This window comes from Palleronia pontilimi (assembly GCF_016412875.1).
GTDB classification, from domain to species: Bacteria; Pseudomonadota; Alphaproteobacteria; order Rhodobacterales; family Rhodobacteraceae; genus Palleronia; species Palleronia pontilimi.
Genome location: NZ_JAEKPD010000008.1, coordinates 237,905 through 260,551, shown reverse-complemented (window position 1 = coordinate 260,551; position 22,647 = coordinate 237,905). Strand labels below are relative to the sequence as shown.

The following is a 22,647-nucleotide window of genomic DNA, read 5'->3' as shown; positions in this document are numbered from 1 at the left end:
AACTGGCGGGCCGCTGCTGACACGCGGGACAGTGAGAGGGAGCGCTGCCCCCCTTTTCGGACGCCCCGGGATATTCCCCATAGAAAAGCAAGCGGCGGTCAGCGAGCGGCCTTTTCGTCAAGTCCAGACTGGATGCTGCGGCTGATCAACTCGTTTTCGATGTCGCTTAGCCTGACGTCACGGGCGATACACATGACCAATAAATGATAGAGGGTGTCGGCGGCCTCTGACGTCAGGCGCGCGCGGTCGCCCTTGACCGCTTCGATGATCGCCTCGACCGCTTCCTCGCCGAATTTCTCGGCGCATTTCTCGGGACCCCTGGACAAGAGCGCCGCGGTCCAGGAGCTGTCTGGATCGGCGGATTTGCGCGCCTCGATCGTCGCGGCGAGGTCGTGAATGATGCTCATGTCAGCCTCATGGGGATGCCCGCGGCGGCCATGTGCGCCTTGGCCTCGGCGATGGTGAAATCGCCGAAATGAAAGATCGACGCGGCCAGCACCGCCGACGCGCCGCCCTTGGTGACGCCTTCGACCAGGTGATCGAGAGTTCCGACGCCGCCCGACGCGATCACCGGGACCGACACGGCATCGCTGATCGCGCGGGTCATTGGCAGGTTGAATCCCGCCCGCGTGCCGTCGCGGTCCATGGAGGTCAGCAGGATTTCGCCCGCGCCCTTGTCCACGACCGTCCGCGCGAACTCCACCGCGTCGATTCCGGTCGGGCGGCGGCCGCCATGGGTGAAGATCTCCCACCGGTCGGGCGCCACGGCCTTGGCGTCGATGGCCACCACGATGCATTGCGACCCGAAGCGGTCGGCGGCTTCGGCCACCACGTCCGGGTTCGCCACGGCGGCGGAGTTGAAGCTGACCTTGTCCGCACCCGCCAGCAGCAGGGCCCGCACGTCGTCGTGCGTTCGCACGCCGCCGCCGATGGTCAGCGGCATGAAACAATGCTCGGCCGTGCGGGTGGCCAGATCGAACATGGTGCCGCGGTTCTCATGCGTGGCGTGGATGTCCAGAAAGCACAGCTCGTCCGCGCCCGCCGCGTCGTAGGCGATCGCGGCGTCCACGGGATCGCCCGCGTCGCGCAGATCCACGAAATTCACGCCCTTGACCACGCGGCCGTCGGCCACGTCGAGACAGGGGATGATGCGGGTCTTCAGCATGCGCCCGCTTCTAGCGCGCGGCCGCGCTGTGCGCCAGTGGGGGAACAACGCGATCCATGGTATGTTGATGGCCAAAGGGAGATTTGCTCATGAAAACGATCTGGATGACCGCCGCCTGCCTTGTCGCCGCGCCCGCCTTGGCCGACTACCAACGGATGGAGGCGCAAGGATCCGTCGCCGACGCCATGGCCCGGCTGGAAAGCGCGGTCGAGGGCGCGGGCGCCACGGTCTTTGCCAAGGTGGATCACGGGGCAGGCGCCGCCAGCGTCGACATGGACCTGCCCGACAGCCAGCTTCTGATCTTCGGCAATCCCATGCTGGGCACCCCGGTGATGCAGGCCGACCCGTTGGCAGGTTTGCAGCTGCCGCTGAAGATCTTGGTCTACGGCGACGGCGACGGGCAGACCTGGGTCGCCTACGAAGAAGTCGATGAGACTTTCGACGACCTGGACGTGGACGACGACCTGGAAGTTCTGGGCAAGATGGAAGGGGCGTTGAGCAATTTCGCGACCGCCGCGGCGGGCGGATAGGCGAGCCGCCGCCGATCACGCGGGCGCGCGTCGCCATGGGGCCCGGCAGGGACTACGTTGCTCTGCAGCCCCGGACCATGGCGGTACGGGGCGTTTGAGCCAATGCAAGGAACGCTGCCATGATATTTCGCATGATCCCGATCTTCGCGCTCGTCTCGATCCTCGGTCTGGCTGCTTGCCAGGAAGAGGGCGGTGACGCCGGCGGCACCGAGACCGAGAGCGGCACCACGGAAGAGACTGGAACCCAGTAACCCCATTCCGGCCTGAAACGATCGTTCGCGCGCCTTCACTGGCGCGCGGCGACCCTTACCGGCTTAGAGCGTCCAGCGCGGCGGTAAGGTCCAGCGCGCCGTCGTAAAGCGCACGGCCCGAAATCGCGCCCGAAATCACGCCGGTGTCGCGCAGGGCCAGAAGGTCGTCCATGGATGACACCCCGCCCGACGCGATGACGGGGATGTCGGTGGCGCGGGCCAGCGCCGCGGTCGCGGGCACGTTCGGGCCCTTCATCGCGCCGTCGCGGTCGATATCGGTGTAGATAATGGCCGCCACGCCCGCGTCCTGGAACGATTTCGCCAGGTCGGTGACGAGGATATCCGTCTCGGTCGCCCACCCGCGGGTCGCGACCATGCCGTTGCGCGCGTCCAGGCCCACGGCCACCTTGCCCGGGAAGGCCCGCGCGGCTTGCCGTACCAGGTCGGGGTCTTCGACCGCCACCGTGCCCAGGATCACGCGGGCAAGGCCCTTGTCCAGCCACATCTCGATGGTTGCCATGTCGCGGATGCCGCCGCCCATCTGGGTGGGCACGTCCACGGCGGCCAGGATCGCTTCGACCGCGCCCGCGTTGACGGGGCGGCCCGCGAAGGCTCCGTTCAGATCGACCACGTGCAGCCACTGGCAGCCTGCGTCCTGGAACGCGCGCGCCTGGGCGGCCGGGTCTTCACCGAAGACCGTCGCGTTCTCCATGTCGCCGCGCAGAAGTCGCACGCAGTGGCCGTCCTTCAGGTCGATGGCGGGGTAAAGGATCATGGCGCGGGCTCCGGTCTCTTGCCTTCTGTCGCGGGCCTTTTGCCCAGCCGGGCGGCCAAGCGCAATGGGACCCAACGTCAGACTTGCGCGGATCGCGAAACCGCAGCCATGTTCGGCGCATCATTTCGGGAGGTTACGAATGAAACACTTTATTCTGGCCGCAATTGCCGGTCTTTCGCTTGCCGCCACCGCGGCTCAGGCCGACCCGGCTGAGGGCATCTGGCAGACCGAGGTCGACGACGGCGCCTATGCCCACGTCCAACTCGCCCCCTGTGGCGGCGCGGTGTGCGGCACAATCGTGCGCACCTTCAACGCGAGCGGCGAATACAACTCGCCCAACAAGGGCAAGCAGATCGTGCGCTCGATGGCGCCCCAGGGCGGCGGCGCCTACGAAGGGCAGGTCTGGCGGCCGTCCAACAACAAGATTTACCTGGGCAAGATGACGCTGGCGGGCGAGCGGTTGCAGCTGAAGGGCTGCATCGCGGGCGGTCTGCTGTGCTCGAGCCAGACCTGGGCGCGCGTCCAGTAAGGAACGCGTTTCGCTCTGCCCCGTTGGGTTGTCATGCGACACGCTCAACGGGGGGACGCGATCCATGCCGACCATTCAAACCACCGACGGAACCGAGCTTTACGTCAAGGACTGGGGCGCGGGTCGCCCAGTGATCCTGATCCACGGCTGGCCGCTGAACGCCGATAGCTGGGAGCATCAGGCGGTCACCCTGGCCGAAGCGGGCTTTCGCGTCATCAGCTACGACCGTCGCGGCTTCGGCCGGTCGGGCCAACCCTTCGGCGGATACGATTACGACACCATGTCCGACGATCTGGGCTCGGTCATCCAGGCGCTGGATTTGCGGGATGCCACCATCGTCGGCTTCTCGATGGGCGGCGGAGAAGTCGCGCGTTACATCGGGCGCCACGGCACCGCCAAGCTGCGCAGCGCGGTGCTGATCTCGTCCATCGTGCCCTACATGCTGCAGACCGACGACAATCCCGACGGCGTGCCCGCGGATGTCTTTGCCGGGATGAAGGACGGGCTGCGCAAGGACCGGCCGCAATTCCTGCGCGACTTCGCCACCGGATTTTACGGGCAGGACACCGACGCGGGCGGCGTCAGCCAGGGTGTCCTCGACTGGACGTTCGGCATGGCGATGATGGGCTCGCCCAAGGCCACGCTGGACTGCGTGGATGCGTTCGGGAAGACCGATATGCGTGACGATCTAAAGGCGTTCGACATTCCCACCTTGGTGATCCACGGCACCGGGGACCAGATCGTGCCCATCGCGCCGTCGGGCCGACAGGCCGCAAGCATGATCAAAGACGCGACCCTGATCGAGTACGAAGATGCGCCCCACGGGGTGCTTGCGACCCATGCCGAGCGGGTGAGCCAGGATCTTCTGAAATTCCTGGGCGACTGACTTAGGCACATCTTAACCGACCGATGCCACACTCGCGGCCATGAGGTGTTCGATTATCATCTTGGCGTTGGGCCTGGCGGCGTGCGGGGACGCACGGCGCGTGCCCCCTGCGCAAATCGTCCAGATCGATACCTACCTCGCGACGCCCGTTCCGGGTCAAGCGACGCGCGCCGCCGCAAGGCGTGCCTGCCGACAATCCGGCAAGCGCGCGGAGTTCAAGGAAACCCGGCGCGACGGCGGTGTCGGATTTCGGCACATCTATCACTGTATTCGGTAACTTACGGGCGCCAGTTCAGAAAGTTCGCGATCAGCCGCAACCCCGCGCTTTGGCTTTTTTCGGGGTGGAACTGGGTGCCGATGCGGTTGGCGTTCGCAACGATGGCCGTAATGTCGCCGCCGTAGTCGCAATGGGCCAGCCGCTGCGCGGCATCGTCCATCGCCATGTGGTAGGAATGGACGAAATAGGCATGATCGCCGGTGGCGATGCCGTCCAGAACCGGGTGCGGTCGGTCAATGACCAGATCGTTCCAGCCCATATGCGGCACCTTCAGCGCGGGGTCCGATGGGGTGATCCGGACGACCTCGGCCGCGATCCAGCCCAGGCCCGGAACCTCCTCGTATTCGTGGCCTTTTCGCGCCATCAACTGCATTCCGACGCAGATCCCCAGGAATGGGCGCCCCCGGCGTTCGACCGTGTCGATCAGCGCCTCGTAAAGCGCGCGGCGATCGGCGAACAGAGCCCGCTGGCAGGCCGGGAACGCACCGTCGCCCGGCAGCACGACACGGTCGGCGCGCGCGACGTCCTCGGGCTTCGACGACACGAGAACGGTGCCGCCATCGACCTCGCGGGCCATACGTTGGAAGGCCTTTTCGGCCGAGTGCAAATTGCCGCTATCGGTGTCGATCAGCACGGTCAGCATGACGGGACAACACCGGTTTCCACCGCGCGCGCCATGACCGTGATGTCGCTCACAGCGTGCCCTTGGTCGACGGCACGGCGCCCGTGCGCCGGACATCGGGCTCGACCGCCTGTCGCAGCGCGCGAGCGACCGCCTTGAACGCGGCCTCGACGATGTGGTGACTGTTGAAGCCGCGCACCCGGTCCAGGTGCAGGGTGATGCCGCCATGGGCGCTGAGCGCCTGGAAGAATTCGCGCACCAGTTCGGTGTCGAATGTCCCGATCTTGGATGTCGGCATCTCGACATTCCAGCCCAGCCACGGACGCCCCGACAGATCGAGCGCACATTGCACCAGCGTATCGTCCATCGGCAAGGCGCATTGCCCGTAACGCGTGATGCCGCGCTTGTCGCCGAGCGCCTGGGACAGCGCCTGACCCAGCGTGATGCCCACGTCTTCGACCGAATGGTGATCGTCGATCTGCAGATCGCCCGCGCAGGATATCTTCATGTCGATCAGCGAATGCCGCGCCAGCTGGTCGAGCATGTGGTCGAAAAAGCCGATGCCGGTGGCCATGTCGGACGTGCCGGTGCCGTCGAGATCGACCATGACGGTGATGTCGGTCTCGTTGGTCTTGCGGGTGATCGACGCGCTGCGCATGGACCCAATCCTTCCAGTATGATGCCGGGCAGGCAGAGCTATACGGCGATGGCGCCATATGGGAAAGGACCGCTGCGGTCGGCCGACGCATTTCGTTGGAATTTGATCTTGCCCGGCAACAGCTTGTCGGTTCCGGCGATCGTTTTGCCGGGTCGGGCGTGCGGTTTCTGGACGAGGGCTCTAGGAGGTCTAGGTCCCACCGTGGTATTCGTCGCGTTGGGAGGCGCGCGGGCTGCATCCATCCTTATTCCCCCTTGAGTTCGGGGGCGCACCCGTCCTTTCCGACCGCTAGATTTCGCGCTGACGCAAAGGGACAAGGCCATGAAAGACAACCCCTCGGACATCGATCCAGTAGAATCGAAGGAATGGCAGGAGGCGATCGAGGACGTGATCGCCCGCGACGGGCCCGATCGCGCGCATTTCCTGCTCGACAAGGCCGTGCAGCAGGCCCGGGCGGCCGGCGCGCAACTGCCCTTCAGCGCGACGACCCCTTACCAGAACACCATTCCGGCCGACGAGCTGCTCGAAATCCCCGGCGACGCCGAGATGGAAAAGCGCATCCGGTCGATCAATCGTTGGAACGCCATGGCCACGGTCGTGCGGCGCAACAAGGAATCGTCCGAGTATGGCGGCCACATCGCCAGTTTCGCGTCCTCGGCCGCGATGTACGATATCGGCCTGAACCACTTCTGGCGGGCCAAGTCCTCGATCCACGGCGGCGACCTGGTGTTTTTCCAGGGTCACATCATCCCGGGCATCTACGCGCGATCCTTCATGGAAGGGCGCATCAGCGAAGAGCAATTGATCAATTTCCGCTCCGAAGTGGCCGGCAACGGCCTGTCGTCCTATCCGCACCCGTGGCTGATGCCGGATTACTGGCAGTTCCCCACAGTTTCCATGGGACTGGGACCGCTCATGGCGATCTACCAGGCCAGGTTCATGAAATACATGCACAACCGCGGCCATATCGACATGGGCGACCGCAAGGTCTGGGCCTTCCTGGGCGACGGCGAGATGGACGAGCCGGAAAGCCTGGGCGCGATTTCCCTGGCCGCGCGCGAAGGGTTGGACAACCTGATCTTCGTCATCAACTGCAACCTCCAGCGGCTCGACGGCCCGGTGCGCGGCAACCACAAGATCGTGCAGGAACTGGAAGGCAGCTTCCGCGGCGCGGGCTGGGAAGTCATCAAGACACTCTGGGGCCGCGGCTGGGACGACCTGCTCGAGCGTGATGTCTCTGGCAAGCTGCGCCAGCTCATGGACGAGACGGTGGACGGCGACTACCAGACGCTGCGCTCGAAGGACGGCGCCTATATCCGCGAACATTTCTTCGGCAAGTATCCCGAAACCGCCGCCCTGGTCGAAGACTGGAGCGACGAGGATCTGTGGCAGCTGCGCCGCGGCGGCCACGACCCGCAGAAGGTCTATACCGCCTACAAGCGCGCCACCGAGGTCGAGGGCAAGCCCACCTGCCTGCTCATCAAGACGGTCAAGGGCTACGGCATGGGCAAGGCCGGCGAAGGTCAGAACACGACCCACCAGCAGAAGAAACTGGACGACGAGCAGCTTCTGGCGTTCCGCGATCGCTTCAAGATCGACCTGAGCGACGAGGACGCGAAGAAGGCGCCCTTCATCTCGCTCAACAACGCGCAGAAGGCGTACCTGGCCGACCGCCGCAAGGAACTTGGTGGACCGTTCCCCGCACGCTTCACCGACAGCCCGTCGCTGGAAATCCCGAAGCTCGACGCGTTCAAGCGCGAGTTGCAGGACAGCGGGGATCGCGAATTCAGCTCGACCATGGCCTTCGTGCGCGTGCTGACCACGCTGCTGCGCGACAAGAAGATCGGCGAGCGCATCGTGCCCATCGTGCCAGACGAATCGCGCACCTTCGGGATGGAGGGTCTGTTCCGCTCGGTCGGCATCTACAATCCGCTGGGCCAGAACTACACGCCCGAAGATCGCGACCAGATGTCCTACTACAAGGAAGCGCTGGACGGCCAGGTGCTGCAGGAAGGCATCAACGAAGCGGGCGCCATGGCCGACTGGATCGCGGCGGCCACGTCCTATTCGACCCACGGCGTGCCGATGATCCCGTTCTACATCTACTACTCGATGTTCGGCTTCCAGCGCGTGGGCGACTTGGCCTGGGCCGCGGGCGACAGCCGCGCGCGCGGCTTCCTTCTGGGCGGCACCGCGGGACGTACCACGCTGAACGGCGAGGGCCTGCAGCACGAGGACGGTCACAGCCATATCCTGTCCTCGACCGTCCCGAACTGCATCAGCTACGACCCCACCTTCGGCTACGAGGTCGCGGTGATCGTGCAGAACGGACTGCAGCGCATGTTCGTGGATCAGGAGGACGTGTATTTCTACCTGACCCTGATGAACGAGAACTACCACCACCCCGAAATGCCCATGGGCAGCGAGGAAGGCATCCTGAAGGGCCTTTACCGCTTCAGGAAGACCGACAAGCCCGGCAAGAAGCACGTCAACCTGATGGGCTCGGGCACGATCCTGGTGCAGGCAATCAAGGCGGCCGAGATGCTGAAGGAAGATTTCGACGTCACCAGCGACATCTGGTCGGCCACGTCCTTCACCGAACTCGCGCGCGAGGGGCAGGATTGCGTCCGTCAGAACCGGCTGAACCCGTTCGCGGACCCCAAGGTGCCGTACGTCACGCAGACCCTGCAGAACGCGAAGGGCCCGATCGTTGTCGCGACCGACTATATGAAGAACTTCGCCGAGCAGATCCGCGGCTTCGTCGAACAGCCCTTCACGGTTCTGGGCACCGACGGCTTCGGTCGGTCCGACAGCCGCGTGAACCTGCGCCGCTTCTTCGAGGTGGACAGCAACCACATCGCGGCCTGCGCGATGCACGAGCTCTACAAGGAAGGTCACGTGACCAAGAAGGACATGGAGAAGGCGTTGAAGAAATACGAGATCGACGGCGACAAGCCCAATCCCCGGCTGGTCTGAAGACACCAATAGGTAAAGGAAAAAAAAGATATGGCGACTGAAGTTAAAGTTCCAGATATTGGTGATTTCGACGACGTTCCCGTGGTGGCCGTGCTGGTCAAGGAAGGCGACAAGATCGAGAAGGAAGATCCCCTGATCGAGCTTGAATCCGACAAGGCGACGATGGAAGTGCCGTCAAGCCATGCGGGCACCGTCAAGGAAATGAAGCTGAAGGAAGGCGACACCGCCCAGGAAGGCACGGTGATCCTGCTCATCGAAGAAGCCGATGAAGGCGGTGGCGACAGCGGCGATGCCAGCGGCGGAGGCGAGGAAGAGGAGAAGGAAGAAAAGGCCGAAGCCAAGGGCGGCGGCCAGGAAGGTTACGGCGACGGCGGTCAGAAAAGCCAGTCGGCCGCGCCCGAGCCGCAAAGCAACACCGTCGTCGACACCGGAAGCGACAAGTTCCACGCCTCGCCCAGCGTCCGCGCTTTCGCGCGGCATGTCGACGTGGATCTGCGGCAGGTCAACGGCACCGGCCGCAAGGGCCGTATTCTGCGCGAAGACGTTGAAAAGGCGTTGAAAGCGCAGTCCGGCGGCCAGGCGGCCGCGGGCGGAAAGGGCGCCCAGGGCGGCATGGGCATCCCGCCCATCCCCGAGGTCGATTTCAGCAAGTTTGGCCCCGTCGAAAACGTCGAGATGACCCGGATCCAGAAGATCTCGGGCCCCGCGCTGCACCGCTCGTGGCTGAACATCCCGCACGTGACGCACAATGAAGACGCCAATATCGACGTCACCGACGACTACCGCAAAGAGCTCGACACCCAGGCAAAGGAAGAAGGCTACCGCGTCACGCTGCTGTCCTTCGTCGTCAAGGCCAGCGTGTCGGCGCTGAAGACGCATTGGCAGTTCAACAGCTCGCTCCATCCCGACGGCGACAAGCTGATCAGGAAGAACTTCTACAATATCGGCTTCGCGGCGGACACGCCGAACGGGCTGATGGTCCCGGTAATCAAGGATGCCGACAAGAAGGGCATCGTCGAGATCAGCAAGGAGCTGGGCGATCTGTCGGCGGCCGCGCGCGACGGCAAGCTGAAGGGCGACGACATGAAAGGCGCGACCTTCACGATCTCGAGCCTGGGCGGCATCGGCGGCACCAGCTTCACGCCTATCGTCAACGCGCCCGAAGTCGCCATCCTGGGTCTGACCAAGTACTGGATGAAGCCCATCTGGAACGGCGAGGAATTCGTGCCGCAAAAGACGCTGCCGATGAGCCTGAGCTACGATCACCGTGCGATCGATGGCGCCCTGGCGGCGAAATTCGCCGCGCGCCTGGCCTACCTGATGGCGGATCCCCGCCGTCTGATGCTGTAAAGAGGGAAGCGACAGAATGGCAGATATCAAACTTCCCGACATCGGCGATTTCAAGGATGTGCCGGTCGTGGCCGTCCTGGTCAGCGTCGGTGACAAGATCGAAGCGGAAGACCCGCTAATCGAGCTGGAATCGGACAAGGCCACCATGGAAGTGCCCAGCCCGCAGGCCGGCACCGTCAAGGAGATCAAGGTCAAGGAAGGCGACACCGTCACCGAAGGCGACGTGATCATGGTCTTCGAAGAGGCCGAAAGCGGCTCGGACAGTGGCGGCGGATCGGGCGGCGGCGACGCCAAGCCCGAGACATCCGAGAAGAAGGACGACACCCCCGCGCCCAAGGCAGCCAAGGGCACGTCCTCGGGGTCGGGCGACATGCATGCCGAAGTGGTGGTGCTGGGCTCGGGTCCCGGTGGCTACACCGCTGCGTTCCGCGCGGCGGATCTGGGCAAGGACGTGATCCTGATCGAACGCTACTCGACCATCGGCGGCGTCTGCCTGAACGTGGGCTGCATCCCGTCGAAAGCCCTGCTGCACGCCGCCAAGGTCATTACCGAAACCGAAGAGATGTCGCAGCACGGCATCAGCTTCGGCAAGACCAAGGTCGACGCGGACGAGCTGCGGTCGTGGAAGGATGGCGTGGTCAAGCAGCTGACCGGCGGCCTGAGCGGCCTCGCCAAGCAGCGCAAGGTGAAGATCGTCAATGGCTGGGGCGAGTTCTCGGGCGCCAATTCCATCGACGTCCAGACCGACGACGGCACCAAGACCGTGACCTTCGACCAATGCATCATCGCCGTGGGCTCGACCCCCGTCGAGCTGCCGTTCATCCCCCACGACGACGAGCGGATCGTCGACAGCACCGGCGCGCTGGAGCTGGATCCGATCCCCAAGAAGATGTGCGTGCTCGGTGGCGGCATCATCGGCTTCGAGATGGCGACGGTCTATGACGCGCTCGGCTCCGAGGTGACGGTCGTCGAGATGATGGACCAGATCCTGCCCGGCGCCGACAAGGACGTGGTCAAGCCGCTGCACAAGCGGATGGAAAAGCGTCTGAAGGCGATCAAGCTGAAGACCAAGGTCACGGATGTGAAGGCCCAGAAGAACGGGCTGAAGGTCATGTTCGAGGATGCCGACGGCAACGAATCGTCCGAGATGTTCGACAAGATGCTGGTCGCGGTGGGTCGCCGCCCGCTGGGCGCCACCTGCAAGGCGGAAAAAGCCGGCGTGAAGGTGACCGACCGCGGCTTCATCGAGGCCGATCACCAGCAGCGCACCAATGTCAACCACATCTTCGCCATCGGTGACGTGGTGGGCCAGCCCATGCTGGCGCACAAGGCGGTGCACGAAGGCAAGGTCGCCGCCGAGGTCTGCGCGGGCCACAAGCGCGCCTTCGACGCGATGGTGATCCCGTCCGTGGCCTATACCGACCCGGAAGTGGCCTGGGTCGGCGTGACCGAAAACGAGGCCAAGGAAAAGGGCATGAAGATCCACAAGGGCGTCTTCCCCTGGGCCGCGTCGGGCCGGGCCTTGTCGAACGGTCGCTCGGAAGGTCTGACTAAGCTGATCTTCGATCCCGAAGACGACCGGGTCATCGGCGGCTCGATCGTGGGCACCAATGCGGGTGACCTGATCTCGGAAGTGGCGCTGGCCATCGAGATGGGGGCAGATGCCGTTGATCTGGGCCACACCATTCACCCGCACCCGACCCTGTCGGAAACGGTGAACTTCGCGGCCGAGATGTTCGAGGGCACCATCACCGACCTGATGCCGCCCAAGAAGAAATAGAGCAGTCCGGGGGCGTGCACCGCTTCGACGCGCGCTCCCAAAGCTTTGCCAAGCTGTTGATTTTGCTTGCATGCGCCCTACCATTACAAGGGTAAATCAGTGGCTTCTTGCCGCATCGACCAACCAAGACAAAGAAGGACAGACACCATGGCCGAACACAAAAACCCCTTTGACATGAGCCAGTACATGAAGGCGTTCGATCCCGAGCAGATCCGCAAGATGTGGGATCCGCAGAACATGATGGCCGCCTTCCAACAGCCCCAGCAGAACATGTTCGACATGGAAGAAGTGATCCGCGCCAACCAGCGCAACTTCGACGCCATGGCCGATGCCAACAAGGCCGCCGCCGAGGCCTACAAGGACATGATCGACAAGCAGATGGACGTCTTCAACCAGATGACCGACAAGGCGCGCGAGCAGTATGACTGGATCGAGAAGAACGCGGGCCCCGAGCAGATGAAGGCCAAGACCGCCGCCATGAACGACGCGGTGGAAGAGGCGCTGAAGATGATGCGCAAGATGGCCGACGAGGCGCGCAAGTCCAACGAAGAAGCCTTCAAGATGGTCCAAAGCCACATGAGCGACGCCGCCAAGAAGGTCGAAGAGACCGCGAAAAAGGCGGTCAACAGCGCCAAGAAAGCCTGACCGAACCACCGCGGCATACCGCTGTATTCCACTAAGTCATGGGAAACGCTGAATTTTCAGCGTTTCCTTTTCGTCTTTCCGGCATAGGTTCATGCAAAGCGACTTAGCCCGGAAAGCGATGCCATGCCCGCCATCAAGGATCATCCCCTGCGATACGCGCTGGCCAACGAGCTGCACGCGCGTCCGTTTCCATCCCTGAACGCCCCGTGTTTCGCCGCCTACCTGGCGATCAAGCAGCCCGAAGACGCGGCCAGCCGCGACCGTGCCGCGGACCGCGCGCACCTGATCGCGCTTCTGGACCGGTTCGGCGCGCAGCACCCCAAGGAAAACGCCACCCACTGGTTCGGCCAGATCGGCAAGTTCGAGCTGAAATGGGAGCAGCATACCGAGTTCGTCACCTACACGATCTTCGGGAACGGTGTGGCAGACCGGCCCTTCGATCCAGGCGTGTTCGATGTCTTCCCCGATGACTGGTTGGCCAACGCGCCGGGCGCGCGGCTGACCTCGGCGCTGATCCGGGTGGAAGAGCGGCCCGACGACGAAACCGTGAAACGTCACCTGGCGGACTGGTTCGTCCCCGAAAGCCTGGCGGCCAGCCTGGTGCTGGACGACAGCGCCCTGATCGCCAGCGATTTCCGGGTCGATTCGGCCGGGCACATGCGCATGGCGGTGTTCACCGCGCCCGACATCGGCTCGCGCCGGGTGGGCCGCGTCGTGCAGCGGCTGTGCGAGATCGAGACCTACAAGGCCATGTCCATGCTGGGGTTGCAACGGGTCCGCGACCTGTCGCCGCTGCTTGGTGCGCTGGACCAGAACCTGACGCGGCTGATGGACGACATGACCGGAAAGGATGCGCGGTCCGAGGCGACGCTGAAGGCGCTGCTCGAAGTCTCGGCCGAGCTAGAGACGATCCTGGCGCAGACCTCGTTCCGGTTCGGTGCGACAGGCGCCTACGAGGCGCTGGTCAACCAGCGGATCTCGGTGCTGCGCGAACGGACGCTGGGCGGGCGGCAGACCTTCGCCGAATTCATGATGCGCCGCTTCGATCCGGCCATGCGGACCGTCACGGCCACCCGCAGCCGCCTGCACGAGATGTCCGAACGCGCGCTGCGCGCGGGCGACCTGCTGCGCACCCGGGTCGATGTCGAGCGCTCGGCCCAGAACCAGCATCTGCTGGAAAGCATGGACCGCCGCGCGGATCTGCAGCTGCGCCTGCAGCGCACGGTCGAGGGCTTGTCGGTGGTGGCGATCAGCTACTACGCGCTGAGCCTGGTGGTCTATGTCGCCACGCCGGTTTTCGACGCGGGCGGCGTGTCCAAGGCCGTCGGCACCGCCTTCCTGGTGCCCGTCGTCGTACTGGGGGTCTGGTATCTGGTACGCCGGGTCCGCCGCAAGATCGAGTAGCTTAGGTATCGGTTGCCTTGGCAAGCCTGTCGCCGGGCACGCGGACGACCGCCACGTCGAGGCCCAGGATCCCGGTGGCGCGAGTCAGGATCAGCGCGGCGCAGGCGGCGACCACGTTGGCCGTGGCGGCGGCGATGGCAATGCCGGTGAACCCCATCAGCGCGACCAGCGCCCAGGCCAGCGGGATGTAGAGCAGGAATATGCGCCCCAGGCTCAGACCCATCGAGAACGTCGCTTTCGAGCGCGCATTCATCGCTGCGTTCGCCGTCACGAGCACGCCGTAGCCGAACAGGCTGAACCCCACGATCCGCAGATAGGTGGTGGCGAAGGCGGTATCTTCCGGGCCAGAGGCGATGAAGCCCGCGAAGGTTTCACCGAAAATCAGCAAGGTGGCGCCAAGAACGGCTCCGTAGCCCAAGCAGATCAGGAAGGTGAAGCGCATGGCACCGCGGACACGGCTCTTTTCGTCCGCGCCCCAGTTCTGGCCGATCACGGGCCCGATGCCCGATGACAGCGCCAGCATCGGCACCAGCGCCAGCGTCTGGATGCGGGTGGCCGCACCATACCCTGCGACCGCAGCTTCGCCCAAGGTCGCGACGGCCGCCGTGACGGCGGCCATGCCCATAGGGTTGATCGCGTTCGAAAAGGCGGCGGGCAGGCCCACCTCGAAGATCTGTTTCGCGCTGGACCAGAGCCCCTTCATGGGCTTGGTGCAGATCGTGATATAGCCCTGCCGGAACGCCCAGATCAGCCCCCCGATCACCGCCAGCAGCCGCGCGAGCAGCGTGGCCAGTCCTGCACCACCGGTGCCCATTTCCGCGAACGGTCCAAGCCCGAAGATCAGCACCGGGTCGAGCGCGATGTTGAAGACCGACTGCGCCGCCATGATGATCGACGCCGTGATGGCGTTGCCATGGGCGCGGAACATCGACCCCAGCAACATCGACGTCACCAGCAACGGGAAGGACAGGCACCAGTAGAACATGTAATCCGCTATCTCGGGCAGCGTCGCGTCGGTGGCACCCATCAGCCGGAAGATCCAGCCGTCGACCGCCCACAAAGTCAGTCCGACAAGGGTGGCGATGGCCAGCCCGAGCCCCAGCGCGTGGAACGCGACGCGGTTCGTGTGGCTGTCCTCCTCACCGCGCCCGATGGTCTGGCTCAAGGCGGCGTTGACGCCTGCGCTCAGACCGATGGACAGGGACGTGACGGCCGTGGCGACGGGGAAGAAGAAGCCGACCGCGGCCAGCTCGGCCTGGCCCACGCGGCCCAGGAAATAGGCATCGGCAAGGCCCACCGAGATCACGCCGAGGATGCCGAATACCATCGGCAGCGACACCACGACGACGGCGCGGCGCACCGATCCCGTGGTCAGGTCTCTGTCGCCCTTGGCCATGCAATTTCGTCCTTCGATATCCACGCGACCTGGCCGCGTGCCGGGACGTTGCATGGCAACGCCGGGCGGGCCATGGTGTTCCGATGCGCATCCCGTCCGGCCCCGTCTCCCTAAATCAGCCGCCCGAGCATTCCGGCCCGCTGCCCGGTGCCGCCGACCTTGTCGTCATCGGCGGCGGCGTGGCGGGGGTCATGTGCGCGTGGTTCGCGGCCAAGGCGGGCGCAAGGGTTGTCTTGTGCGAAAAAGGCCGCGTGGCGGGCGAGCAATCGTCGCGCAACTGGGGCTGGATCCGCCAGCAGGGCCGCGACCCCGACGAGCTGCCGCTGGTCATGGAAGCGGTGCGCCACTGGCAGGCGATTCAGGCCGAAACGAACGAGGATCTCGGGCTGCGGCAGACCGGAACATTCTACCTGATGCGCCACGCGTCGGACCAGGCGCGCTACGAGGCCTGGTTGCCCCATGCCAGCGCGCATGGGCTGGATACGAAGATGCTTGGCGCGGCCGAGCTGCGCGACCGGATGCCCGGGGCGGCCGAAGGCTGGCGCGGCGCGCTCTGGACCGCGTCGGACATGTGCGCCGAGCCGTGGGTCGCGGTGCCCGCCCTGGCGCGCGCGGCGGTGCGCGCGGGTGTGACCATCGTCGAGGATTGCGCGGTGCGGCGGCTCGACGTGACGGACGGGCGGGTGCGCGGCGTGGTGACCGAACGGGGGCGCATCGCCTGCGACCGGGCGGTGCTTTGCGGTGGCGCGTGGTCGTCGCTGTTCCTGCGCGCCCACGGGATCGACGTACCGCAACTGTCGGTGCGGGCCACGGTCTGCGCCACCGAGCCGGTGGGCGACGTGTTCGGCGGACAGGCGGCGGACGACCGCGTGGCATTTCGCAGGCGCGCGGATGGGGGGTATTCGCTGGCCGCCTCGGCGCAACACGACTTCCTGATGGGGCCGGACGCGCTGCGGCATATGGGCAAGTTCTGGCCGGTGGTGAAGGACGACGTGTTGTCCACCGGGCTGCGGCCCAAGGCACCGGCCGGTTATCCCGACGCATGGGGCACGGCGCGAAGCTGGTCGGCGGACGACGAGACGCCGTTCGAGCGGATGCGCGTGCTCGACCCGGCGCCCAACGCCGCGCATGTGAAAGGCGCGCTCCGTCGCTTCCGCCAGGCGTTCCCGAAGCTTCCGGCCGTGAAGGTGAAGCGCGCCTGGGCGGGAATGATCGATTCCATGCCGGACCTCGTGCCGATCATCGACGAAGCGCCGGACTTGCCCGGCCTGGTGGTGCTGACCGGCTTGTCGGGGCACGGCTTCGGGATCGGTCCGGGGGTGGGACGCGTCGCGGCGGATTTGGCTCTGGGCCGCGATCCGGGGCTGGACCTTAGCCGCTTTCGCATCACCCGGTTCAGTGACGGCACGCCGATCCGGCCCGGCCCCCACTTGTGAGCGCGGGCGGGCTGCTTCATCCTGCCCGCCAAAGGAGCCGCGCCCATGCCCATCAAGAACCGCTTCGCCGAAATGCTGCCCGAGATCATCGAATGGCGCCACGATCTGCACCGCCACCCCGAGCTGCAGTTCGACACCCAACGCACCGCGGGACTGGTCGCCGAACGCCTGCGCGCCTTCGGTTGTGACGAAGTGGTCGAAGGTTTGGGGCGCACCGGCGTGGTCGGGATCATCGACGGAAAGGGGCCCGGCGACCGCACCATCGGGCTGCGCGCGGACATGGACGCGCTGCCGATCCAGGAACAGACCGGGGCCGCCCATGCCAGCCAGACCGATGGCAAGATGCATGCCTGCGGCCATGACGGGCATACGTCGATGCTGCTCGGGGCGGCGAAATACCTGGCCGAGACACGCAATTTCGCGGGGCGCGTGGCGGTCATATTCCAGCCCGCCGAAGAGGGCGGCGGTGGCGGGCGCGAGATGGTCGAAGACGGCATCATGGAGCGGTGGGACATCGAAGAGGTTTACGGGATGCACAACTGGCCCGGCATGGAGGTGGGCAGTTTCGCGATCCGGCCGGGACCGTTCTTCGCGGCGACGGACGTGTTCGACATCGTGGTCGAAGGGAAGGGCGGCCACGCCGCCAAGCCGCACGAGACCGTGGACAGCACGTTGGTGGCCAGCCATATCGTCACCGCCCTGCAATCCATCGCATCGCGCAACGCGGACCCGGTCGACCAGATCGTGGTCAGCGTCACGTCGATCGAGTCGTCGTCCAAAGCCTACAACGTCATCGCGCAACGGGTGGCGCTGAAGGGCACGGTGCGGACCCTGTCGGACAAGATGCGTGACCTGGCCGAAGCGCGTCTGACGGCGATCTGCGATGGCGTCGCGGCGGGCTTCGGGGCTACGGCGCGCGTGGACTACCAGCGCAATTACCCCGTGATGGTCAACCATGACGCGCAGGCGGCCTTCGCGGCCGAAGTAGCGGCCTCCGTCGCGGGCACCTGCGACGAGGCGCCGTTGGTGATGGGGGGCGAAGATTTCGCCTTCATGCTGAACGCGAGGCCCGGCGCCTATATCCTGGTGGGCAACGGCGCCACGGCGCCGGTCCATCATCCCCAATACGATTTCAACGACGACGCCATTCCCGCGGGCTGCTCCTGGTGGGCCGGGATTGTCGAGCAGCGTTTACCTGTCTCGTGAAACCGGTCCTCGTGTTGCAGGGACGGCCCGAGGATCTGGCCGCCGACGAGGAATTCGACGCGATCCTGACGCGCGGGGGATTGTCCGCGTCCGACACATTGCGCGTCCGGCTCGAGCGCGAAGGGTTGCCGGACGGGCTGTCGCTGGACGACGTGTCGGCGACGATCATGGGCGGTGGGCCCGCATGCGTGTCGGATCCGCAATCGGTCCAGTCGGACGAGGAAGCAAGGATCGTGGCGGCGCTGCGGGGCCTTCTGACCGAGATCTGCGGCCGCGACCTGCCGTTCCTGGGTATATGCTACGGGATCGGCGGGCTTGCCGATTTCCTGGGCGCGCGCGTGTCGAAGGACCGCTGGTCCGAGCCCGTGTCCATCGCCCGCTGCGAGGTGACCGAGGACGGCCAGGCAGACCCGCTGCTGGCAGGTGTGCCGGATCGTTTCGGCGCTCTGGTGGCCCACAAGGAAGCGGTGCAGGAATTGCCCGAGGGCTGCGCCCACCTCGTGAGCGCAGATGCCTGCCCGTTCCAGATGATCCGCTTTGGCCGACACGTCTACGCCACGCAATTCCACCCCGAGGCCGACGGCGACAGCTTCGCGCTGCGGATCGGGGTCTACGCGGATCGCGGCTATTTCGCACCGGACGAAGCCGAGGCAATGATCGCCGTGGCGCGGTCGGAACCCGTGGACGCATCGCACCGGGTGCTGGCGAATTTCACGCGGCGCTATTGCCGCGCGGATGTCGGTTAGCGGATAGGGCGATTGCGAAAGGGTCGTGCACAGCTCGACATGCGGTTCAGGTTGCCGGTGGTGCGCCGGGATATTTGGAAGAACAAAGATGGGGAAGGGCGCGCCGCGCCCGGGATCGTTGCGCCGGGAGGATCAGACGCGGGCGAGCAGATCGCGGTAGAGCGCGATCAGGGCGTCGGCCTCGGCCTGCAGCGTGAAATGCTCTGTGACATGGGTGCGGGCCGCGTGGCCCCAACCCGCCATGCGCGCGGGATCCGCCAGGGCGTCGTGGATCGCCGCCTCCATGGCGGCGGGGTCTTCGCTGGGGATCAGGCCGCCCGTGGTGCCGTCCAGGATCATCTCGTCGAAAGCACCGACGCGGGTGGCGATCACGGGCACCGCGCAGGCCATCGCTTCGAGCGGGGTCAGGCCGAAGCCCTCCCACCGCTGGGGGGCGACGTAAAGGTCGAGCGTGGCGTACCAATCGGCGATCTGGTGAACCGGCACCTCGGGCAGGAAGCAGATGCGGTCGGACAGATCCGCGGATTTCACACGCGCCCTCAGATCGTCGAGGAAAGCGCGGTCCTTCTGCGTGGCACGCCCCATGACCAGGGCCGTGGCGTCCGCATGATGCGGCAGCGCTGCGATCATGGCATCCACGAAAAGGTCCGTGCCTTTCGAGGCCCGGATGCGGCCGTAGCAGCCGATCAGTGTGCCGCCGGGCAGGTCCAGCCGAGCGCGAAGCGCCGCGCGGTCCGGTGCGGGCGCAAAGGCATCGGTGTCGATGCCGTGGCGGATGACCGTGGCGGTGCGGTCGAGATAGCTTGCGGATTTATCCGACGTGGCCACGATCGCATCCATCTGGTCGATCAGCCGTTTGGTCAAACCGGTGTGGTCGCGTTGTGACGCCGAAGTGAAGAGCAGCGCCAGACGTTTCCGCAGCAGGTGGCGCAGGGCAAGGCCACCGATCATCTCGACATTGCGGCGGGCGTGCCAAACGCGCGGTGCGCGGCGCGGCAGGAACGCCAGATGCGCCAGCGGGATCTGCGGGACGTTATCGGGCAGCGCAGGGGCGGCGGCGCGGATGGCGATCTGACGGGCCTGCAGCGGGACAAGGCGTACGACCGTCGCGGTGACGCCCGACAGGCGGCGTTTGAAATTGGGTGCGATGACGCTGGGGGGCGCATCCGGCGGTGGCGCGTCCATCAGCGCGAGGGGCTTGGCCGCTATGGCGTCGGCGTCGCCGTCCTGTTCGGGCGGCGCGATCTGCTCCGCGTGCAGCCGTGCTGCGATCGCGTCGGACAGCGCGTCGGCGGACGCGATGACCCTGGCCGCATCGGTGGATTGCAGGGTGTCGTAGGCGTCGGCGAAATTGGTGATCGACGGACCCGAGACCGGAAAGCAGCCCAGTTGCGCGGCCTCCAGCGGGTTGTGGCCGCCCATCTCGGAGAACGAGCCGCCGATCAGCGCGACCTTCGACAGGCGGAACCACAGGCCTAGCTCGCCCAGCGTGTCGGCCAGGTAGATCTGGGTCGCCCGCTCCAGCGTCATGCCTTTCGATCGCTGGGCGACTTGCCAGCCGTCGCGGCGTAGCTGCGACGCGATTTCGTGACCGCGTTCGGGGTGCCGGGGGGCGAGAATCAGCAGCAGATCCGGGTATTGCGCGCGCAAGCTGCGGTGGGCGGCCGCGGCGATCGCCTCTTCCCCCGGATGGGTCGATGCGGCGACCCAGACCGGGCGGGCTCCGATGGTGTTGCGCAAGGCGGCAAGGGCTGCTGGATCGGCGGGCAGGGGGCTGGCAAGGGTCTTCAGGTTGCCGGTGACCTCGAGCTTCCCAGCGTCAAGGCCCAGGGAAAGAAGCCCGTCCGCCGTGCGCTGATCCTGGGCCAGGACCAGCGACAGGCGCGAGAGCATGTGGCGGGACAACGGCTTCAGCTTACGCCAGCGCGCCAGCGAGCGGTCGGACAGCCGTGCGCCGATGAGCGCCACGGGAATGGCGCGGTCATGGGCCAGCGTGATCTGACGGGGCCAAAGCTCGGATTCGGTCAGGATCAGCAGATCGGGGCGCCAATGGTCCAGGAAGCGGTGCGTGGCCGCCGCGGTATCCAGCGGGGCGAACTGGTGGATGATGCCCTTCGGCGCGCGTTCGGCCACGATACGGGCAGAGGTGGCGGAGGTCGTGGTCAGCACCACGCTGGCCCGCCGGGAAAAGGCGGGCAGGAGGGGCAGGATCGACATCGCCTCGCCAACGGATACGGCGTGCAGCCAAATCACCGGGCCGTCGGGGCGCGGCCGCGACGCATGGCCCAGGCGTTCACGGCGGCGCGGCGCGGGCACGCCCGCCTCGGCCAGTTTCGCGGCATCACGGCGCGCCAAGACGGGCGCGATCAATCGGGTCAGCGCGCGGTAGCCCGCATAGGCAAGCCTCATCCGCCGGTATGGCTCATATGGCGGGTCATCTGTCCGTCCGCGCGCTGCCGCGAATAGTCGAAATCGTGGCCCTTGGGCTTTAGCGAAATCGCGGCGCGGATCGCGTTTTCCAGCACCGCATCGTCGTCCGAGGCCCGCAGCGGCGCGCGCAGGTCGGCCATGTCTTCCTGGCCCAGGCACATGTAGAGCTCGCCCGTGCAGGTCAGCCGCACGCGATTGCAGCTTTCGCAGAAATTGTGGGTCAGCGGCGTGATGAAACCGATATCCTGGCCGGTCTCGGCGACCCGCGAATAGCGGGCGGGGCCGCCGGTGCGTTTCGGGATGTCACTCAGGCTGTAGCGGGTCGCCAGTTGAGCGCGCAGGTCGTCGAGCGCCCAGTACTGGCCGACGCGATCCTCGCCGCCCAGGTCGCCCATGGGCATGACCTCGATGAAGGTCAGGTCCATGCCGCGGCTGGCGCACCATTCGGTCAGGGTGAACAGCTCGTCCTCGTTGAAGCCCTTCAGCGCCACGGTGTTGATCTTGACCTTCAGACCCGCCTTTTGCGCCGCGTCGATGCCCTTCAGCACCTGCGGCAGACGGCCCCAGCGGGTCACGCGCGCGAACTTCGCCTCTTCAAGCGTGTCGAGCGACACGTTCACCCGGCGCACGCCTGCAGCGTAAAGATCATCGGCAAAGCGGTGCAGCTGCGAGCCGTTGGTGGTCAGCGTCAGCTCGTGCAGATCGCCGCTGTCGAGATGGCGCGACATCGAGCGGAAGAAGGTCATGATATCGCGCCGGACCAGCGGCTCGCCCCCGGTGATGCGCAGCTTCTTCACACCCAGCCGGATGAAGGTGGCGCACATCCGGTCGAGCTCTTCCAGGCTCAGCAGTTCCTTCTTGGGCAAGAACTGCATGTTCTCCGACATGCAATAGACGCAGCGGAAGTCGCAGCGGTCGGTAACGGACACGCGCAGGTAGGAAATGGCACGCTGGAACGGGTCGATGAGGGCTGTTTTCATGGGCTGTCAAAGTAAGGGGGGCGAAGGCCCGCCGCAAGCCTCCTTTGGTCGTTGGCAAGGCGTCGTCTAGTGCATAGTCTCGGCACCATGAACACACGTATTTTGTCCGGCGCACTGGCGCTTTCCATGGCTCTGTCGGGCTGCGCGCAGCTTCCCAACCCCTTTGCCGCAAGGCCCGTTTCGGGGCCTGCCCCGACGGTGGAAGATACGCCGCCCCCGCCCGAAGAAATCGCCGCGATCGTCAGCGCGCCACGGCCCGCAGCGGCCGCGCGCACGGTGGATCAGTTCGACACCACCACCCAAGAGCAGAAAGCCGCCGCCACCGCCGCACCCACGGGCGGCGAGACGCGGCTGGGCGAGGTGGTGGCGTCGCTTGGCGATCCGACCGAGCCGGGGCTGTGGATCAAGACGCCGCTTGTCACCGAACAGCGATCGGGGCGGCTGGAATATCCCGGCTCGGGCAAGAGCGCCGTGGTGGAATTGCGGCCCCTCGCCGGCGACGGCGGATCGCAGGTGTCGCTGGCGGCCATGCGATTGCTCGAGGCACCGCTGACCGATCTGCCGACCCTGATCGTCTATGCCAACTGAGAGCACGGGGCGCATGA

21 protein-coding genes and 1 pseudogene are annotated in these 22,647 nt (G+C 65.8%); 13 read left to right on the top strand and 9 right to left on the bottom strand.

Annotated elements, in window-relative coordinates; all coding sequences use genetic code 11:
- Positions 1–98 precede the first annotated feature (98 nt).
- Positions 99–407, bottom strand: coding sequence for a phosphoribosyl-ATP diphosphatase (locus ILP92_RS10045; protein ID WP_198916243.1), 309 nt, complete (start codon positions 405–407; stop codon positions 99–101).
- Positions 404–1,165 carry an imidazole glycerol phosphate synthase subunit HisF gene (gene hisF / locus ILP92_RS10040; protein WP_198916242.1) on the bottom strand — a complete coding sequence of 254 codons (762 nt, stop codon included), beginning with the start codon at positions 1,163–1,165 and terminating at the stop codon, positions 404–406. Before hisF ends, ILP92_RS10045 begins: the two co-directional genes overlap by 4 nt.
- An 89-nt stretch (positions 1,166–1,254) precedes the next feature.
- Here hisF and ILP92_RS10035 point away from each other — a divergent pair, with 89 nt between their 5' ends.
- Both ILP92_RS10035 and ILP92_RS18725 read left to right on the top strand, forming a co-directional pair.
- On the top strand, positions 1,255–1,695 hold the full coding sequence (locus tag ILP92_RS10035; RefSeq protein ID WP_198916241.1) for a DUF302 domain-containing protein: 441 nt from the start codon (positions 1,255–1,257) through the stop codon (positions 1,693–1,695).
- Between the two features lie 119 nt (positions 1,696–1,814).
- Positions 1,815–1,946, top strand: a complete 132-nt coding sequence (locus ILP92_RS18725) for a hypothetical protein (RefSeq protein WP_268968523.1) — start codon at positions 1,815–1,817, stop codon at positions 1,944–1,946.
- A 55-nt stretch (positions 1,947–2,001) separates the two neighbouring features.
- Here the strand turns inward: ILP92_RS18725 and hisA are convergent, their stop codons facing one another.
- Positions 2,002–2,721, bottom strand: a complete 720-nt coding sequence (gene hisA / locus ILP92_RS10030) for a 1-(5-phosphoribosyl)-5-[(5-phosphoribosylamino)methylideneamino]imidazole-4-carboxamide isomerase (RefSeq protein WP_198916240.1) — start codon at positions 2,719–2,721, stop codon at positions 2,002–2,004.
- Positions 2,722–2,860: 139 nt separating this feature from the next.
- Here hisA and ILP92_RS10025 point away from each other — a divergent pair, with 139 nt between their 5' ends.
- Positions 2,861–3,250, top strand: a complete 390-nt coding sequence (locus ILP92_RS10025; RefSeq protein WP_198916239.1) for a DUF2147 domain-containing protein — start codon at positions 2,861–2,863, stop codon at positions 3,248–3,250.
- 64 nt (positions 3,251–3,314) lie between these two features.
- Complete coding sequence (locus tag ILP92_RS10020; RefSeq protein WP_198916238.1) at positions 3,315–4,136, top strand: alpha/beta fold hydrolase; 822 nt, start codon at positions 3,315–3,317, stop codon at positions 4,134–4,136.
- A gap of 278 nt (positions 4,137–4,414) precedes the next feature.
- Here the strand turns inward: ILP92_RS10020 and hisH are convergent, their stop codons facing one another.
- Positions 4,415–5,056, bottom strand: a complete 642-nt coding sequence (hisH, locus tag ILP92_RS10015) for an imidazole glycerol phosphate synthase subunit HisH (RefSeq protein WP_198916237.1) — start codon at positions 5,054–5,056, stop codon at positions 4,415–4,417.
- A 49-nt stretch (positions 5,057–5,105) separates the two neighbouring features.
- Positions 5,106–5,693 carry an imidazoleglycerol-phosphate dehydratase HisB gene (gene hisB / locus ILP92_RS10010; protein ID WP_198916236.1) on the bottom strand — a complete coding sequence of 196 codons (588 nt, stop codon included), beginning with the start codon at positions 5,691–5,693 and terminating at the stop codon, positions 5,106–5,108.
- Between the two features lie 321 nt (positions 5,694–6,014).
- Between hisB and aceE the strand changes: the two genes are divergently transcribed.
- The 5 genes from aceE (at position 6,015) to ILP92_RS09985 (ending at position 13,848) form a co-directional block, all read left to right on the top strand.
- Positions 6,015–8,669: a pyruvate dehydrogenase (acetyl-transferring), homodimeric type gene (gene aceE, locus ILP92_RS10005; RefSeq protein WP_198916235.1), complete on the top strand. Its 2,655-nt coding sequence runs from the start codon at positions 6,015–6,017 to the stop codon at positions 8,667–8,669.
- A gap of 30 nt (positions 8,670–8,699) precedes the next feature.
- Positions 8,700–10,019 (top strand): 2-oxo acid dehydrogenase subunit E2, encoded by a 1,320-nt coding sequence (locus tag ILP92_RS10000; protein WP_198916234.1) that lies wholly within the window; start codon positions 8,700–8,702, stop codon positions 10,017–10,019.
- 16 nt (positions 10,020–10,035) lie between these two features.
- A complete protein-coding gene (lpdA, locus tag ILP92_RS09995; RefSeq protein WP_198916233.1) occupies positions 10,036–11,799 on the top strand; it encodes a dihydrolipoyl dehydrogenase in 1,764 nt (587 codons plus the stop codon).
- A gap of 147 nt (positions 11,800–11,946) precedes the next feature.
- On the top strand, positions 11,947–12,444 hold the full coding sequence (locus ILP92_RS09990; RefSeq protein WP_198916232.1) for a phasin family protein: 498 nt from the start codon (positions 11,947–11,949) through the stop codon (positions 12,442–12,444).
- A 123-nt stretch (positions 12,445–12,567) separates the two neighbouring features.
- Entirely contained in the window at positions 12,568–13,848 is a 1,281-nt protein-coding gene (locus ILP92_RS09985) for a DUF3422 family protein (protein WP_198916231.1), read from the top strand.
- 1 nt (position 13,849) lies between these two features.
- On the opposite strand, the gene ILP92_RS09980 is transcribed toward ILP92_RS09985, so the two are convergent.
- Entirely contained in the window at positions 13,850–15,244 is a 1,395-nt protein-coding gene (locus ILP92_RS09980; protein WP_235971299.1) for an MATE family efflux transporter, read from the bottom strand.
- A gap of 83 nt (positions 15,245–15,327) precedes the next feature.
- Between ILP92_RS09980 and ILP92_RS09975 the strand changes: the two genes are divergently transcribed.
- The 3 genes from ILP92_RS09975 to ILP92_RS09965 are packed head-to-tail and all read left to right on the top strand — an operon-like array spanning position 15,328 to position 18,632.
- Positions 15,328–16,680 carry an NAD(P)/FAD-dependent oxidoreductase gene (locus ILP92_RS09975; protein ID WP_198916230.1) on the top strand — a complete coding sequence of 451 codons (1,353 nt, stop codon included), beginning with the start codon at positions 15,328–15,330 and terminating at the stop codon, positions 16,678–16,680.
- 45 nt (positions 16,681–16,725) lie between these two features.
- Entirely contained in the window at positions 16,726–17,886 is a 1,161-nt protein-coding gene (locus tag ILP92_RS09970) for a M20 aminoacylase family protein (protein WP_198916229.1), read from the top strand.
- On the top strand, positions 17,883–18,632 hold the full coding sequence (locus ILP92_RS09965; RefSeq protein ID WP_198916228.1) for a glutamine amidotransferase: 750 nt from the start codon (positions 17,883–17,885) through the stop codon (positions 18,630–18,632). The genes ILP92_RS09970 and ILP92_RS09965 overlap by 4 nt, the downstream gene beginning before the upstream one ends.
- A 132-nt stretch (positions 18,633–18,764) precedes the next feature.
- Here ILP92_RS09965 and ILP92_RS18510 read toward each other — a convergent pair whose 3' ends face one another.
- The 3 genes and pseudogenes from ILP92_RS18510 to moaA all read right to left on the bottom strand — a co-directional run bounded on the left by ILP92_RS18510 (position 18,765) and on the right by moaA (position 22,042).
- Entirely contained in the window at positions 18,765–19,817 is a 1,053-nt protein-coding gene (locus tag ILP92_RS18510) for a glycosyltransferase family 4 protein (protein WP_235971321.1), read from the bottom strand.
- A gap of 609 nt (positions 19,818–20,426) precedes the next feature.
- Positions 20,427–21,041, bottom strand: a pseudogene (locus tag ILP92_RS18505) (3-deoxy-D-manno-octulosonic acid transferase); the annotation flags it as partial.
- On the bottom strand, positions 21,038–22,042 hold the full coding sequence (gene moaA, locus ILP92_RS09955) for a GTP 3',8-cyclase MoaA (protein ID WP_198916226.1): 1,005 nt from the start codon (positions 22,040–22,042) through the stop codon (positions 21,038–21,040). The pseudogene ILP92_RS18505 and the gene moaA, both read right to left, overlap by 4 nt.
- An 87-nt stretch (positions 22,043–22,129) precedes the next feature.
- Between moaA and ILP92_RS09950 the strand changes: the two genes are divergently transcribed.
- Entirely contained in the window at positions 22,130–22,630 is a 501-nt protein-coding gene (locus tag ILP92_RS09950; RefSeq protein WP_235971297.1) for a hypothetical protein, read from the top strand.
- The last annotated feature ends 17 nt before the right edge of the window (positions 22,631–22,647 follow it).